Origin of the sequence: Flavobacterium sp. UBA7663 (genome assembly GCF_002483315.1) — a bacterium.
Lineage (GTDB): Bacteria > Bacteroidota > Bacteroidia > Flavobacteriales > Flavobacteriaceae > Flavobacterium.
This window is the reverse complement of the sequence record NZ_DLHR01000015.1, coordinates 193,733-208,939: the sequence shown is the minus strand read 5'-3', so window position 1 is coordinate 208,939 and position 15,207 is coordinate 193,733. Positions and strand designations below refer to the sequence as shown.

General features: G+C 29.7%; 15 protein-coding genes. 10 read left to right on the top strand and 5 right to left on the bottom strand.

What is annotated here, in order from left to right; translation table 11 throughout:
- Positions 1–88: 88 nt before the first annotated feature.
- The 6 genes from B2741_RS05560 to B2741_RS05535 all read left to right on the top strand — a co-directional run bounded on the left by B2741_RS05560 (position 89) and on the right by B2741_RS05535 (position 6,582).
- Positions 89–1,021, top strand: coding sequence for a PorP/SprF family type IX secretion system membrane protein (locus B2741_RS05560; protein ID WP_291136191.1), 933 nt, complete (start codon positions 89–91; stop codon positions 1,019–1,021).
- A 12-nt stretch (positions 1,022–1,033) separates the two neighbouring features.
- Complete coding sequence (locus B2741_RS05555) at positions 1,034–2,962, top strand: OmpA family protein (RefSeq protein ID WP_291136189.1); 1,929 nt, start codon at positions 1,034–1,036, stop codon at positions 2,960–2,962.
- 28 nt (positions 2,963–2,990) lie between these two features.
- Positions 2,991–4,190, top strand: a complete 1,200-nt coding sequence (locus tag B2741_RS05550) for a sensor histidine kinase (protein ID WP_291136187.1) — start codon at positions 2,991–2,993, stop codon at positions 4,188–4,190.
- Positions 4,191–4,247: 57 nt separating this feature from the next.
- Positions 4,248–5,003, top strand: a complete 756-nt coding sequence (locus B2741_RS05545; protein ID WP_291136185.1) for a LytR/AlgR family response regulator transcription factor — start codon at positions 4,248–4,250, stop codon at positions 5,001–5,003.
- A 5-nt stretch (positions 5,004–5,008) separates the two neighbouring features.
- A complete protein-coding gene (locus B2741_RS05540; protein ID WP_291136183.1) occupies positions 5,009–5,401 on the top strand; it encodes a response regulator in 393 nt (130 codons plus the stop codon).
- A gap of 68 nt (positions 5,402–5,469) precedes the next feature.
- The gene (locus tag B2741_RS05535) at positions 5,470–6,582 is read left to right on the top strand and encodes a glycosyltransferase (RefSeq protein WP_291136181.1); all 1,113 of its coding nucleotides are present in this window, start codon (positions 5,470–5,472) and stop codon (positions 6,580–6,582) included.
- On the opposite strand, the gene B2741_RS13090 is transcribed toward B2741_RS05535, so the two are convergent.
- The 5 genes from B2741_RS13090 to B2741_RS05515 form a co-directional block, all read right to left on the bottom strand.
- Entirely contained in the window at positions 6,574–6,771 is a 198-nt protein-coding gene (locus B2741_RS13090; RefSeq protein ID WP_414655302.1) for a DapH/DapD/GlmU-related protein, read from the bottom strand. The two genes, B2741_RS05535 and B2741_RS13090, sit on opposite strands and share 9 nt — an antisense overlap.
- A 289-nt stretch (positions 6,772–7,060) precedes the next feature.
- On the bottom strand, positions 7,061–7,606 hold the full coding sequence (locus tag B2741_RS05525) for an acyltransferase (RefSeq protein ID WP_291136177.1): 546 nt from the start codon (positions 7,604–7,606) through the stop codon (positions 7,061–7,063).
- Entirely contained in the window at positions 7,606–7,992 is a 387-nt protein-coding gene (locus B2741_RS13085) for a GtrA family protein (protein WP_414655301.1), read from the bottom strand. Before B2741_RS13085 ends, B2741_RS05525 begins: the two co-directional genes overlap by 1 nt.
- Complete coding sequence (locus tag B2741_RS05520) at positions 7,973–8,935, bottom strand: glycosyltransferase family 2 protein (protein WP_291136175.1); 963 nt, start codon at positions 8,933–8,935, stop codon at positions 7,973–7,975. Before B2741_RS05520 ends, B2741_RS13085 begins: the two co-directional genes overlap by 20 nt.
- 1 nt (position 8,936) lies before the next feature.
- Positions 8,937–10,085 carry a hypothetical protein gene (locus B2741_RS05515; RefSeq protein ID WP_291136173.1) on the bottom strand — a complete coding sequence of 383 codons (1,149 nt, stop codon included), beginning with the start codon at positions 10,083–10,085 and terminating at the stop codon, positions 8,937–8,939.
- Between the two features lie 88 nt (positions 10,086–10,173).
- Between B2741_RS05515 and B2741_RS05510 the strand changes: the two genes are divergently transcribed.
- From B2741_RS05510 to B2741_RS05495, 4 genes are all read left to right on the top strand, one after another.
- Positions 10,174–11,310 carry a glycosyltransferase gene (locus B2741_RS05510; protein ID WP_349680400.1) on the top strand — a complete coding sequence of 379 codons (1,137 nt, stop codon included), beginning with the start codon at positions 10,174–10,176 and terminating at the stop codon, positions 11,308–11,310.
- Entirely contained in the window at positions 11,300–12,646 is a 1,347-nt protein-coding gene (locus tag B2741_RS05505) for an O-antigen ligase family protein (RefSeq protein WP_291136169.1), read from the top strand. Before B2741_RS05510 ends, B2741_RS05505 begins: the two co-directional genes overlap by 11 nt.
- Entirely contained in the window at positions 12,621–13,631 is a 1,011-nt protein-coding gene (locus tag B2741_RS05500) for a glycosyltransferase family 4 protein (RefSeq protein WP_291136167.1), read from the top strand. The genes B2741_RS05505 and B2741_RS05500 overlap by 26 nt, the downstream gene beginning before the upstream one ends.
- A 173-nt stretch (positions 13,632–13,804) precedes the next feature.
- The gene (locus tag B2741_RS05495) at positions 13,805–15,187 is read left to right on the top strand and encodes a sugar transferase (protein WP_291136165.1); all 1,383 of its coding nucleotides are present in this window, start codon (positions 13,805–13,807) and stop codon (positions 15,185–15,187) included.
- Positions 15,188–15,207: the final 20 nt, after the last annotated feature.

Here is a 15,207-nt window from a genome sequence, read left to right as displayed (position 1 = left end):
AGGAGTTTCTATAACTCCTTTCTGGTAGTAAGTATCAACTTTACCCAAATATTATAAAATTCTCATCATTAAATCCCCTAAATATAAAATGAGAAAGTTAATTCAAATTCTGGTAGCAACTCCAATGTTGTTGCTGTTTACTGCAGAGTCTGTGTTTTCACAACAAGACCCTCAGTTTACCAATTACATGTACAACACTACTGTTATTAATCCTGCTTATGCAGGTACTAGAGATGCTTTGAGTGTTTTAGCTTTGTACAGAACACAGTGGGTAGGATTGGACGGCGCTCCAATTACTGCCGCTGCAACGGTTCATTCTCCCATGACTAATTCTAATTTAGGATGGGGTTTGTCGATTATAAATGACGAAATTGGTCCTTCAGTTGAGCAAACACTTTCAGCCGATTTTTCTTATCGTATTACATTTGCTAATTTGTCTAATTTGTCTTTTGGATTCAAAGCTACAGCAAATCTATTGAATGTTGATTATTCAAAGTTAAGTATTTATGACCCTACTGATCCTGACTTGCAAAATAATGTGGATAATCGATTTTCTCCTAATTTTGGAGCAGGATTTTACTGGTATTCTGATCAATATTATTTAGGTCTTTCTGTGCCTAATTTCCTAGAAACTAAGCATTATGATGATAATACAAGGTCGTCAAGCACTAAAGAGAGTATGCATTACTATTTTATGGGAGGTTATGTTTTTGATTTTAGTGATACAGTAAAATTTAAGCCTGCTTTTTTAACTAAAATTGTTTCTGGTACTCCATTACAAGTTGATGTAACAGCTAATTTTTTGTTCTATGACAAGTTAACAGCTGGTGCCGCCTATCGAATTAATGGTTCAGTAAGTGCTTTGGCTGGTTTTCAAATTTCTGACACTGTTTTTGTAGGATATTCTTATGATATGGAGGCTACTAAATTGGCAAATTACAATTCGGGTTCTCATGAATTCTTTTTGCGTTTTGAAGTGTTTAAATCAGAATCAAAGATTTTTTCTCCTAGATTCTTTTAAAAAATGTGTAGTATGAAAAATCTCTTTACTTATTTTGTTTTCATGCTTTGTTTTATTGGATTTTCACAAGAAAAAAAGTTAAAAGAAGCAAATGACGCCTATGAAAAATTGGGTTATATGAATGCTATTTCCATTTTTATTCAAATAGATAAAAACGGATATGGTTCTCCTGATATTTATAAGAAAATAGCCGATTCGTATTACTTTAATGCAAATTATGTTGAGGCAAATATTTGGTATGAAAAATTAATAAAGTCAACAAAAAATATTGATTTTGAATATTATTATCGCTATTCTCAAACACTTAAAACGGTACCTGATATAGAAAAATCTAATTATTTTTTTGCTATATTTTCTAGATTAAAACAAGCTGATTCTCGAGGGCAACAATATGAAAGTAATTCCAATTACCTAGAGCAACTTTCGAAAGATAATCAACGTTATACAATTTCTACTTTAGATATAAATTCTTCTTTTAGCGATTATGGTGTTTTTGAATCTAATGAAGGAATTCTATTTACTAGCACAAGAACACATGATCATTTAAAAGTTGATAGCTGGACAAATCAATCTTTTTCTAGATTGTATGAATCTAAAATTGTAAAACCCAATTCATTTTCGAATCCAGATGTTTTTCTTAAAAATACAATTTTTAATGCTAACGAGTCAACTGCAATAGTTACTAAAGATGGATTGACTCTTTATTTTACTAAAAATAATTTCAAAAAAAACGCCAATAAAAAAAACGCAAAAGATGAGGTGTCACTTAAAATTTACAGGGCAAGTTTTAAAAAAGGACAATGGACAGATGTTACTGAATTACCCTTCAATAGTGATGATTATAATTGCGCTCATCCTGCTTTGAGTCCTGACGAGAAGATGCTTTATTTTACTTCCAACATGCCTGGTAGTTTTGGACAATCTGATTTGTATCGTGTAGCAGTTTTAGGAAATGGAACATTTGGTACTCCAGAAAATTTAGGAAACACTATTAATACTGAAGGAAGAGAAACGTTTCCTTTTTTATCGTCTGAAAGCGAATTGTATTTTGCCTCTGATGGTCATTTAGGATTGGGAGGGTTAGACGTTTTTATTTCTAAAATCAATGCTGATGCAACTTTTTCAAAACCTATTAACCTAGGAAATCCAATTAATACTGCTTTTGATGATTTCTCTTATGTTGTAAACTCTCAAACCCATGTAGGCTATTTTTCTTCAAATCGACTAGAAGGGAAAGGAAGTGATGATATTTATAAATTTACCGAAGATAAATTTTTGGTTGAAGAAAAAGAAAAAGTGTTTTCTGGAAAACTAGAAGATGCATTATTTGGAACTCCAATTGCGAATGCCATTGTAACATTGTTTGATGATGATAAGAAATTGATTGATAAAACAACTACTAATGCAAATGGTGAATTTTTCTTGAATAATAATTATTCAGATAATGGTTGGTATGTAAGATACGAACAAGATTTGTATGCTACAAAAGAAGATTATTTTAGAAGTACATTGTTTTCTAACTCAAATGAATCCATTGTTATGTTACCTAAAAATATAAAACTACAAGAAGGAGTCGATTTGGCTAAATTCTTTTCCATTCAAAATATTTATTTTGATTTGGATCAATGGGAAATAAATGAAAAGGCAGAAAAACAAATTGCTATTTTACTTTACGTAATGCAAGAAAATCCAACAATTAAATTAGAAATAAAATCGCATACCGATAGTAGGGCTTCAGTCTTATATAATTTAGAGTTATCTCAAAAAAGAGCGGAAGCTACGCTTAATTGGTTAGTAAAAAAAGGAATAGCTCAAAATAGAATTATAAGTAAAGGATTGGGAGAGTCAGAACCAGTTAATCGCTGTGTTGATGGTGTTAAATGTTCAGATGAAGAACATCAAATGAATAGAAGAAGTGAATTTATTGTTTTAACTCATTGAAAAACCTTATTTTTATAAAAAAGAAAAAATGGATCCAAATAGAGAACAGCAATTTCGGTTAAAAGCTCTAGAAGAATATAAAATTCTAGATACTTTACCAGAAAAAATGTATGATGATATCGTTACGATAGCCTCTCATATATGTAATATGCCCATAGTATTGCTTAGTTTGGTAGATGATAAGCGACAGTTTTTTAAGTCTAAGGTTGGTATTGATATAGCCGAAACACCAGTTGAATATGCGGTTTGTTATCACGCTATTTTGTCTCAAGAAGAATTATTTGAAGTTCCTGATTTGCGTGAAGACGATCGTTTTAAAAATAATCCATTGGTTACAGGTGGACCAAAAATGGTTTCTTATTTTGGAGTTTCTCTAAAAAATTCTGATGGTATTTCTTTTGGAACTTTATGTGTAATAAGTCAGGATAACCCAAGATCAATTTCAGATGATCAAAAACTTATTTTGAAAAAGTTAGCTAACCAAGTAATTCATTTGCTTGAACTTAGGAAGCAGAATTTTGAACTAAAAAGATATCAGGAGGAAGCAGCTTATTATTCATCTCAGATGGAAGATTTCGCTCACACTGCTGCACATGATTTGCGTGCTCCATTGAGAGCTGTGAAATCTTTTCTACAATTAATTGAATTAAAAAGAGTTGATGATGTTGATGAAAAGGAGAAGAAATATTTTGAATTTATTTACACTAATGTTGATATGATGAATCAATTAATTATTGATTTATTAGATTATGCAAAATCAGATAGTAAAATTGATGAAAAAGAAGTTATTGATTTGAATGTTTTTATAGCGCAAATTTTTAATAGTTTGGTTGAACATCATCATTTATCTAGTTCAATGTTACATCTTAAACAAATGCCTACAATTCATTATTCAAAGTTGGCATTGCATATGATTTTTTATAATTTAATTGATAATTCACTAAAATATAGAAATCAAGAAAGAGTTTTAGAACTAAAAATTAGCTATAAATCAGATTTATTTCATTATTACTTTGAAGTTGAAGATAACGGAATTGGTATTTCAGCAGAATACTATGATATTATCTTTAAGCCTTTTAAAAGATTACATGCAAAGTCTGAATTTGTTGGGAGCGGGTTAGGGCTAGCCTCCGTGAAAAAGATTACACAAAAATTAGGAGGTACAATTTCAGTTAAATCTACCTTAGGTAAGGGAACTAAGTTTACTATCACAATTCCGAAAGAATAAGTAAAGTGTTATAATAAAATTAATTATCTTTATAAGATATAAAGTTAAATTAACGAGATGAGATTAATAAAAGCCATAGTTGTAGATAGTAATACAGATGTAATCAATCAGCTTTCAAAATTTGCTGATGAAAATGCTATTATAATTGATGTTTGTGGTTTTTGCGATAATTTAAAACAAAGTATTTCATTTATTAAGGAGCATAAGCCCGAGTTGATTTTTTTACAACCAACAGCTGATAATTTAGCTTCATTTAGTTTACTAAAAGAATTAGATTTTAATATTCCTAAATTCATATTTATTTCAGATGATCTTACTAATGCCTATGATGCTTACAAGCATAATGCAGTTGATTTTCAAAAAAAACCATTAGATTTTAACGAACTCATAATTTCTATTTACAAAGTAATTAAATTAATAGAAATGGAAATTAGTTTTCAAAATCAGAAAGTAAATCAAATAAAAAGTCTAAGTGTTGAAAACAGTGATAATGGGTTTATCGCTATTTCTTCTTCAGATAAAATCGAATTGATAAAATTAGAAGATATTGTTTATTGTAAGGCAGAAGGTAAGTATACTGAGTTTGTTTTGTCAAATAAACAAAAAATACTTTCCAGTAAGAATTTGGGTGAATATAGCTCTATTTTAATAAGTAATTATTTTTTCAGAATTCATCATTCCTATGTTGTGAATGTTAAGCAGATAATTAAGATTACAAAAAAAGACGGTTTATATTGTGAGTTTGCTCATGGAATATCACTTCCAGTGGCAAAAAGACGACAAGAAGAATTTGTGAAATTTATTAAATTGTAACGTTAATGAATACTAAAGTTAAAAAAGTAATGATTGTCGATGATAATGAGTTTGATTGTTATATAACATCGAAAATCATAAATAATTTAGACCCAACAGTCGATATCATGGAGTTTAATTCTTCATTAACTGCGATTGGATATTTAGAAGAATTTCAAAATTCTCCTGAAAAATTACCTAATTTAATTTTTTTAGATATCTATATGCCAATTTTAGATGGGTTTGATTTTATAGAAAAGTTCAATGAGTTATCGGGTGTTATTAAAGAGTATACTAAAATATGTATTCTTTCTACAACTGTAGATGATTTATATATTCATAAAGCAAGAGTTAACGAATCAATACTCTTTACAAGCAAACCAATTACTAAAGAATTTATCCAAGGTATTTTCAATTAGATTTAACTTGGACAAGTTTCCTTGGATTTTTTGTGCATAATTGTATATTTACATTTTATCTTAATAGAATGAAATTTGCAATTATAACTCATGTACAGCACATCAAAAATGATAATCAATATTTTGGTTATGCTCCTTATATTCGAGAAATGAATATTTGGTTACAATATGTGGATGAGGTAATTGTAGTAGCTCCTTTAGTTGATAAAGAGCTAAATCCTATTCACGAAAAGTACAATCATTTAGGTGTAAGTTTTCATCAAGTGAAAGAGTTTGATATAACTTCTATAGCTAATATATTCAAAACTATAACTAGGTTACCTAAGATAATAACTCAAGTTTATAAGGCTATGTCTCAAGCCGACCATATTCATTTGCGTTGCCCAGGAAATATGGGATTAATCGGAGCTATGGTTCAAATTTTATTTCCTAAAAAACCTAAAACAGCTAAATATGCTGGCAATTGGGATCCAAAAGCCAAACAACCTTTTACATATAAACTACAACGTTGGATTTTATCTAATACTTTTTTAACAAAAAACATGCAGGTATTGGTGTATGGAGATTGGGATAACCAAACTAAAAATATAAAACCATTTTTTACGGCAACATACTCCGAATCGGATAAAAAAGCAATACAACCAAAAACATTAGAAGAATATATTGTTTTTTTATTTGTTGGAACATTGTCAAAAGGAAAACAACCCTTATTTGCTATTCAATTGGTTGAAAAATTATACCAACAAGGAAAAAAAGTTCGACTGAATTTGTATGGAGATGGGATTTTGAGACCAACTTTAGAAACGTATATAGAGGAGAATAATTTACAAGACATTGTTGTGTTGAGAGGAAATCAGTCAAAGGAAACGGTTTTAATATCCTATCAAACTAGTCATTTTTTAATTTTACCATCAAAAAGTGAAGGTTGGCCAAAAGTAGTTGCTGAAGCTATGTTTTGGGCATGTGTACCGATTGTTTCCAAAGTGTCTTGTGTGCCTTATATGTTAAATCATGGAGAAAGAGGAATTCAATTAGAAGATCAATTGGAAACCGATGTAAGTCAAGTAATGTGTTTGCTAAATGACCAATTGTTGTATCAAAAAATGGCTTTGGAAGGACAAAACTGGTCACGCCAATTTACAACTGATAAATTTGAAGAAGAGATTAAGAAGTTACTCTAAACTTTTACTAAAATCTTTTGTATACCCAATTACTGTTGCAGGATTTCCTCCGACTATAGTTCCTGGCAATACATCTTTAGTTACAACTGCACCAGCACCAATTACTGCACCTTTGCCAATTGTTACGGGTTTGATAATTAGTGCATTCATGCCTATAAAAACATTGTCTTCTATAATTACATTGCCCATACTAAACTCAGAAACACCTTCTGGGGTAATAATTGGAAAATGATTTAAAATTTTTGCTCCAGAAGTAATTAAAACATTATCTCCAATAGATGTAGAAACGTTTTTTAAATTGTCGAACAATACATTAGTTCCAATAAAAACAGTTTTGCGATTTTTAAATTGAATACCGTATAATTTTAGCAATTTAGTTCGCAATGAAGGCGGAACAAAAAATTGCATTGAAAGGTGAAGTAAAATAAATTTAAAACCTTTTTTAAAGAAAGAAAGAGAAAGTTTATTCCAAGTAGCACTATGCTTTTCCATAATTTATTTTATTTCTATACTTTAAATGCTTCGCAGGAACACCTGCAACAATGCTGTAATCTTCAACATCTTTAGTTACAATCGAGCCCGAGGCAATTACAGCTCCTTTACCAATTTTGTTTACACTATTTGTAATAATTACATTATTGCAAACCCAAACTTCATCTCCTATTTCTAAGGAAGATGATGATGTTTTGTTTTCATACAAACTAAAACCATCATATTCGTGTTTATGGGTTTGTATTGTAACATGGTCAGAAATAGTGACATTTTTTCCCATAACAATACCTCCACAAATATCTACTTCAATGTTTCTAGATAACACACATTTTCCTAAAAAAGTAATTCCTGAATTTTGATTAGGCTTATCAAAATTAGTGATTACAACATTATTAGTGGCTTCAATGTAAGTTGTTTTAAAACGTATAAAAAAATAAGCTTTTTTAATTAATTTAATTATTGGAAAAGTAAACAACAACGAAGTTAAAAATCGTTGTAAAACATAATCTATTTTGTATAAAAATTTCTGCATTATTTATAGACGTAGAATTTTGAAATAATAAATCGTAAAGGTGTTAAAATCAAAATAGTTATAAAAGTACTTATCAAATAATTTATTTCAAAATAATTAAAAGTATTGTATAAAACATTTGCTAATACGTAAAAGAAAACTAAGCTTAAACAAAACTTAATTAGTTTACTGTTACTATGAGTGGTTTTAAAAAGTAACCTTAATTGAAGCGTATAAAGCATTAAGTAAGAAATCCCATAAACAATCATGAATGCGATTGATTTATTGATTTTTAGAATATCAACAAAAACATATAACGATACAAATACAAAACCATAACCAAAAAGACTAATGATAATGTATTTTAAAACTTGAGATTGTAATTCTTTATTTTTTAGGATCTTCAAAATGCGTTTGTTTTAAGAAATATAATATTTTTTCTTGGTTTTTTCTTATTCGTCCTAACATATCAGCCATGAAAGCAAAAATGGTGATAATAACGCTCATGCCCAAAAGAGACAATCCTATGATTCCAAAACTTTTGTAAGGTGTTATTGTATTGTAGATAATCCAATGTAATAAAGCCCATCCGCCAAAAAACATAGCAATTAGAAAAATAACGGTTGCAATTCCTAGGAAAAACTGTAGCGGGCGATAATCTTTTAATGACTTGAAAATTATTGACGAAGTTTTGTAAGCATATTTAAAAAGATTGTTAGCTACTCTGGAAACTCTATCTTCAAAATATAAAACGGTAATTGGAATTTGGGCTACCTTAAAGCCTTTATCTAATAAATCCAGAATTGTTTCATGTGTGTAAGTGAAACTTCCATGTAAGTTCAAACTTAACAAAGTGTCTTTTGAATAAGCTCTAAAACCACAAGATGCATCATAAATTTTAGTTTTACTTACAAAACTTACAATTTTATTAACTTGTTTATTTCCCCAAAATTTTATTCCCGGCATATTATCTGGTTTTCCGCCAGAAAATCTAATGCCTAAGCAAAAATCAGCTTGCTGAAGAACTATTGGATTAATTAATTCAGCAATTTGATTTACATCAAACTGCCCATCAGCATCAATACTTACTAACACATCCGCTTTTGTTTTTAAGGCATAATTAAGCGCTGTTTGAAATGCTTCTCCAACTCCTTTATTTTTATTGTGACTTAATACTGTTGCGCCTGCTTTTTTTGCTTCTTCAACGGTATTGTCTGAACTCCCATCATTAATGACCAAAACTTCGGTTAGCTTAAAACCTTCATAGCTTTTTGGTATAGATTGAATGACCTTAAAAATTGTTGCTTCTTCATTTAAAGCAGGCATGTAAATGACAAGTTTTTCTAACATCTTAGATTATTTTTTTTATCAACAATAAGGTAATTCGGAATTCGTTAAGCAACAAAACAATAAAAAATAAGTTACTTGCATAAATAAAGTAGTTCCCGTTTTTTATAAATAAAGTATAAATATAATAAAAACTTAAATAGATAATAGGTAGTAATACCAACCAATAACGACTAAATCCTGTTCCGGCTAATACAAAACCTAAAAACACTAATCCAAATGCAATACTTAACTGTTTAGTTATTGGGTTCTTCCAGTTCTTATAAAGACCAAAAAATACAGCTAACAAAAGAACTAAACTAATAGCAAAATTTCTAATTCCTGTTACTGGAATAAAAAGTGATATAAATGCAGGAATGCCATTAACTCTATTTACTTGATAATGTTGCTCCAATCCCAACCCACATTTAATGTTATACCATAGTGGATTTTCGTCCATTTTATAACGACTAAAATAGCTTATTTCGCTTAAATTTTGAGATTCAATATTATAAACATATTTAAACCAAAAGAGTAGAGGAGTGGTTATAATTATTGAGTAAAGAATTATTTTTCCAAAGTTTTTTCTATCCTGTTGGAAATAAGAATAATAGTAAAGTAATACCATTAAGCCTAAAATGGCATAAACATATCGGGTAAAAACCAAAAGAATAAAAAGAGCAAAAAGACGCTTAAAGTTTGAAAGGTTTTTTTTTGAGTTTAGATAATAAATGAATCCCCAAAATGTTACAAAAACAATTGCTTCAGGATATAAGGAAGGCAAAAAAGATAAAAACCCCGAAGAAACACATGTTAAAAGCAATAATGTGTAAGTAATTGTAGGTTCTAAATTGAGTTTTTTGAAAGTTAAGAAAGCAAATCTAATACCTAAAAAGCAAAGACCTATGTGGAATAACTTATGCAAAGCAAAACCTAACAGAGGAATTTTTGGAGTTGAAAAAAAAGCCATTAAAAAAGGAACAATAGGAATAACCGAAGAGGGGTTTTTAGTTTGATAATACTTACCTTCTAATACATTTTGAGCAATTTTGTTATAGGTGAGTTCATCCCCTTGCAAGGGTAAAAATAAATTCCTCAAAGAGAGTAATATAAGTATACCAAAAAGAATGTAATATAATCTTTTACTTTCTAATATTTTTTGTAATTGATTCATATAGGTTTGTTTTCATTGGTAAAAATAGTATTTTTTACTAATTAATTGCCTAATGATTGATTAAACATAGGTTTTATGTCTGAGATGAATAAAAGAAAAGATTATATTTGTCGATGAATTTAATTGTATTTCAGCTATTAAAACAGATATCCGCATAATTCAACTTATCGACAGCCTTGAAGCAGGTGGTGCCGAGCGTATGGCTGTTAGTTATGCTAATGCGCTTCAAAAAAGGGTCACTTTTTCTGGTGTAGTGGTAACGCGTAATGAAGGTAGTTTGCAAAATCAATTAGACAAAGATGTTTCTTATTTGTTTTTGGCTAAAAAGAGAGTTTTAGATTTAAAAGCATTATTTAAACTAAGAAGTTTTTTGAAAGCAAATAATATACAATTCATTCAAGCCCACAGTACCTCTATATATTTTGCCTTTTTAATAAAATTAGTACTTCCAAGTATTAAAATTATTTGGCATGATCATTATGGTAAAAGCGAAATGTTAGAAAAAAGAAAGTCTTTTGTGTTAAGGATAATTTCTGCTTTTATTTTTGGAATTGTAGCTGTAAATCAGAAATTAGAAACATGGTCAAAAAGTAATTTGTTTTGTAAAAAAGTAATTTATTTGGCTAATTTTACGGTATCAGCTAATGAAACTTCATTTGTAAAGACAAAATTAAAAGGAACTATAGGAAAGCAAATAGTTTGTTTAGCAAATTTAAGACCTCAGAAAAATCATATCCTTTTGTTAGAAGTAGCAGAAAAATGTAAAATAAATTATCCTGATTGGTCTTTTCATTTAGTTGGAAAAGATTTTCAAGATTCTTATTCTGAAACGATTAAAAATTTAATTATAGAAAAAGGGCTTCAAAAAAACGTTTTTTTATACGGTTCATGTGATGATGTTACTTCTATTTTGCAACAATGTCAAATAGGAATTTTAACATCAGATTCTGAAGGGTTACCCGTAGCACTTTTAGAATACGGATTTCAAAAATTAGCAGTAGTTTCAACCGATGTTGGAGAAATACCAGCGGTTATTGACGATAAAAAAAGTGGGTTGTTAATTCGTCCTAAAGATGCATTATCATATTCAAATGCTTTAATTGAATTAATAGAGAATAATACTTTACGACTTTTGTTAGGGGAAAATTTAAAAACAACTATTTTAAATACTTACTCAGAAGAAAAAGTGTTGTTAAAATATATAAATTGGGTAAATGAAAAATAGTCAATTAACATATTTTAATTTAATTATAGTACATGTAATTATTGGATTTGTAATTTATTTATTGCCATTCTTGGCAAAGTTATATGCTGTTTTTGTCTTTGTTTTTGGTGTTATGTACATGCTAAGAACTAAAAATAAGAATAACGAGGCTTTGCTTATATGTGGTTATATCGTAGGGGTCGAAGTTTTTCTGCGAATGACAGAAGGAAATCCAATACACGAGTTATCCAAGTATTTAGTTATTGTCTTTCTCGTTTTTGGAATGATTTATAAAGGATTTTCAAAGAATTCATTTATTTATATTGTTTTCCTATTATTGTTAATTCCCGGAATTATTATTGGTGCTAATGAATTAAGTTTTGATACTAATGTTAGAAAAGCAATTGCATTTAATATTTCTGGTCCTGTTTGTTTAGCAATTGCATCTTTGTATTGTTATCAGCGAGTAGTTACAAAACAGCAATTGTTCAAGATGTTTGTTTTTATAGGGTTACCTATATTAAGCATGACTATTTATTTGTTTTTGTTTACACCAAGTAATAAAGAAATTTTTATCAGTACGCAATCAAATTTTTCCGCCTCTGGAGGATTTGGACCTAACCAAGTATCTACATCTTTAGGTTTAGGTATGTTTGTTTTTTTTGTATTAGCATTACTTTATTCAAGTACAAAAAAAATGATTATCATAAATTTAATAATTTTTGTATTAGTTTCTTATCGCGGAATCTTAACTTTTTCAAGGGGAGGAGTTATAACAGGGATAGCAATGATTGTTTTTTTAGTGTTAGTTTTATTTTATTATTCGGGTCCAAAAGTTAAGAGTAAATTGTTGACTATAATATTGTTTTCTGTAATTGGAGGCGGTTTGCTGTGGTCTTATTCTGTTTATAAGACAAATGGTATGATTGAATATCGCTATGCAAATAAAGATGCTAGAGGAAGAGATAAAGAAGATAGGCTTGGGGGGCGCGAGGCAATAGCAGGAACAGAAATAAGTGCTTTCAAAGAAAATCCTATTTTTGGTATTGGAGTGGGTAAAAACGCAGAATATAGAGAAGAAATCATAGGGCATAAAGTTTCCTCTCATAATGAAATTACACGTATGTTGGCCGATCATGGCTCATTAGGATTGCTTGGCTTACTAATATTGTTTATAACTCCAATTTCTTTGTATTTTGGAAATAAGCAAAATGTGTTTTTGCTTTCCTTTTTTGTTTTTTGGGCACTAACCATTAATCATGCTGCCATGCGAACCGCAGCACCCGCATTTATATACGCCTTATCACTTTTAAAAGTTAAATTTGTAGATGATGAAAAGCCTGTTATACATAGGTAACCAGCTGTCTAAACACGGATATAACAAAACTTCTATTGAAACACTGGGAGTTTTTCTTGAAGTTGAAGGATATAATGTTGAATTTACTTCTGATAAAAAAAATCAGTGGTATAGAATGTTGGATATGGTATGGGTTACCCTTTTAAAAGTAAGAAAGGTAGATTTTATATTAATAGATACTTATAGTACTTCAAGTTTTTGGTATGCTGTAGTTTGTAGTCAAATAGCTCGTGTTTTTAAAGTTAAGTATGTTCCCATCTTAAGAGGTGGTGATTTACCAAATCGTCTTAAAAACAATCCCAAGTTATGCCGAATGGTGTTTGCTAATGCGTATCAAAACGTTGCGCCTTCCGCATATTTAAAACAGGCGTTTGAAAGTGCTGGATTTACAAATGTAATTCACATCCCTAATTCTATTGAAATAGATAAATATGGGTTCAAATCAAGAGAAAAAATAACACCAAAACTACTTTGGGTACGCGCTTTCGCATCTATTTATAATCCTGAAATGGCGGTTAAAGTGCTGCAACAATTGCAAGAAAAACATCCTTCAGCTTCTTTAACTATGGTAGGTCCTGATAAAGACGGAAGTTTGCAAACTACAAAAGCATTTGCCAAATCTATTGGAGTCGCTGTAAATTTTACAGGGCAATTATCAAAAGAAGATTGGTGGCAATTAGCCTCAGAACACGATGTTTTTATCAACACTACCCATTTTGATAATACACCTATTAGCGTAATGGAAGCGATGGCTTTAGGGTTGCCTGTAGTGAGTACTGATGTAGGTGGGATTCCATATTTATTGACCGATAAAGAAAATGCTTTGTTGGTTCCTGATAATGAAGATAAAACGATGACAGAAGCAATTTTAGATTTGTTAAATGATGAAATAAAAGCCAATCAGTTGTCTAAAAATGCTAGAATTTTTATAGAGCAAATGGATTGGCAAGTAGTGAAACAAAGTTGGATTTCGTTATTGAAATAGTTTAAGATACTTTTGAATTGATTTTTAAGTTTCTTTATTAATCAGTTAAAAAACCCTCTTTTAACCAAACTTATGAATGATAAAGCGTTACTATATTATCAAATTAATAAAAAAGCGACACGAGTTTTCTTATTTCTTTTAAATTCGTTACTTTGCATTAGAATAATAATAGAATGAGTACCTCCCAAAAAATACATTTTGAAATTTCCGAACGCAAAATCTTGTTGCGTGTTATGGATGTTGTATTTACGGTGCTTACATTAGCATTAATTGGACATTACACACAATTCGATTATTTCAGAGTTTCGCAAACTAGTTTTTATTGGACTATTGTATTAGCACTCTACATCGTTTTCTTTGGAACTATATTTGAAATGTACAATTTGCAAACCGCAAGTAACCGTTTTCAAATTTCAAAAAGTATTATTCTTACTACTTCTGTTACGGTGTTATTCTATTTGTTAACGCCATTTTATACGCCAGTACTACCTTCTAATCGTTTGCAGATTATTTTGTTTTTCTTTTCTATTTTAATTTCATTGTCAGTTTGGCGCTACTTTTATATTGTTTTCTTAGCTTCGAATCGTTTTATGAAAAAAGTGCTTTTTGTAGGATGTAGTAAGGATGTAGATGGTTTGGTAACCGAATTAGCCAAATTTAATCCACATTATAAAGTGGTTGGATATATTGCTATTGATGAAAATCCAAATAAAACTCAAGTAGAACGAATATCAACAGAAGAATTAGATGAGTTTATACGTTTGCAATATGTTTCTGAAATAGTAGTTGCGAATATAAAAAACAAATTAACATCGGTTGATTTATATAACCAGTTATTACGATTATTAGAGAAAGGAATCGTTATTAGAAAATACAATCAGGTATACGAGCATAGTACTTATCGTTTACCTATACAATTTGAAGATAGAGAATTGTACAAGTTTTTCCCATTTAGTAGAAGTAATCAAAACAAGTTATACATGTATTTTACTCGTCTTTTTGATCTTGTTTTTGCGGTTTTTGGGTTGTTAGGATTCTTTTTGATTGCACCTCTTTTATGGATTATTAATCTTTTTGTAAACAAAGGAAGTTTCTTTTATACGCAAGAGCGCATAGGTAAAAACGGAATTCCATTTACCATCTACAAAATGCGAACTATGGTGCAAAATGCAGAACAAAACGGAGCTGTTTTTGCTACTACAAATGATAGCCGAATTACTCCTTTCGGGAAATTTCTACGTAAAACAAGATTGGATGAATTGCCACAATTTATTAACGTTTTAAAAGGCGAAATGGCTATTATTGGTCCAAGACCAGAACGACCAGTTTTTGTAGATCAAATTGCAGCTTCTATTCCGTTATATCAAACGCGTCACGTTATTAAACCAGGACTTACAGGTTGGGCACAAGTGAATTATCCATATGGTTCAAATCTTGACGATAGTTTGATGAAACTCCGATACGATTTGTACTACATCAAACACAGAAGTTTGTTTTTAGATGTAAATATCGTAGTAAAAACATTGAGTACGGTATTGTTTTTTAGAGGACAGTAATTAGTGTTCGGTTATTAGTT

Coding starts and splice junctions, on each gene's coding strand:
- B2741_RS05560 (WP_291136191.1), top strand. CDS start 89: ATGAGAAAGTTAATTCAAATTCTGGTAGCAACTCCAATGTTGTTGCTG.
- B2741_RS05555 (WP_291136189.1), top strand. CDS start 1,034: ATGAAAAATCTCTTTACTTATTTTGTTTTCATGCTTTGTTTTATTGGA.
- B2741_RS05550 (WP_291136187.1), top strand. CDS start 2,991: ATGGATCCAAATAGAGAACAGCAATTTCGGTTAAAAGCTCTAGAAGAA.
- B2741_RS05545 (WP_291136185.1), top strand. CDS start 4,248: ATGAGATTAATAAAAGCCATAGTTGTAGATAGTAATACAGATGTAATC.
- B2741_RS05540 (WP_291136183.1), top strand. CDS start 5,009: ATGAATACTAAAGTTAAAAAAGTAATGATTGTCGATGATAATGAGTTT.
- B2741_RS05535 (WP_291136181.1), top strand. CDS start 5,470: ATGAAATTTGCAATTATAACTCATGTACAGCACATCAAAAATGATAAT.
- B2741_RS13090 (WP_414655302.1), bottom strand. CDS start 6,771: ATGGGCAATGTAATTATAGAAGACAATGTTTTTATAGGCATGAATGCA.
- B2741_RS05525 (WP_291136177.1), bottom strand. CDS start 7,606: ATGCAGAAATTTTTATACAAAATAGATTATGTTTTACAACGATTTTTA.
- B2741_RS05520 (WP_291136175.1), bottom strand. CDS start 8,935: ATGTTAGAAAAACTTGTCATTTACATGCCTGCTTTAAATGAAGAAGCA.
- B2741_RS05515 (WP_291136173.1), bottom strand. CDS start 10,085: ATGAATCAATTACAAAAAATATTAGAAAGTAAAAGATTATATTACATT.
- B2741_RS05505 (WP_291136169.1), top strand. CDS start 11,300: ATGAAAAATAGTCAATTAACATATTTTAATTTAATTATAGTACATGTA.
- B2741_RS05500 (WP_291136167.1), top strand. CDS start 12,621: ATGAAAAGCCTGTTATACATAGGTAACCAGCTGTCTAAACACGGATAT.
- B2741_RS05495 (WP_291136165.1), top strand. CDS start 13,805: ATGAGTACCTCCCAAAAAATACATTTTGAAATTTCCGAACGCAAAATC.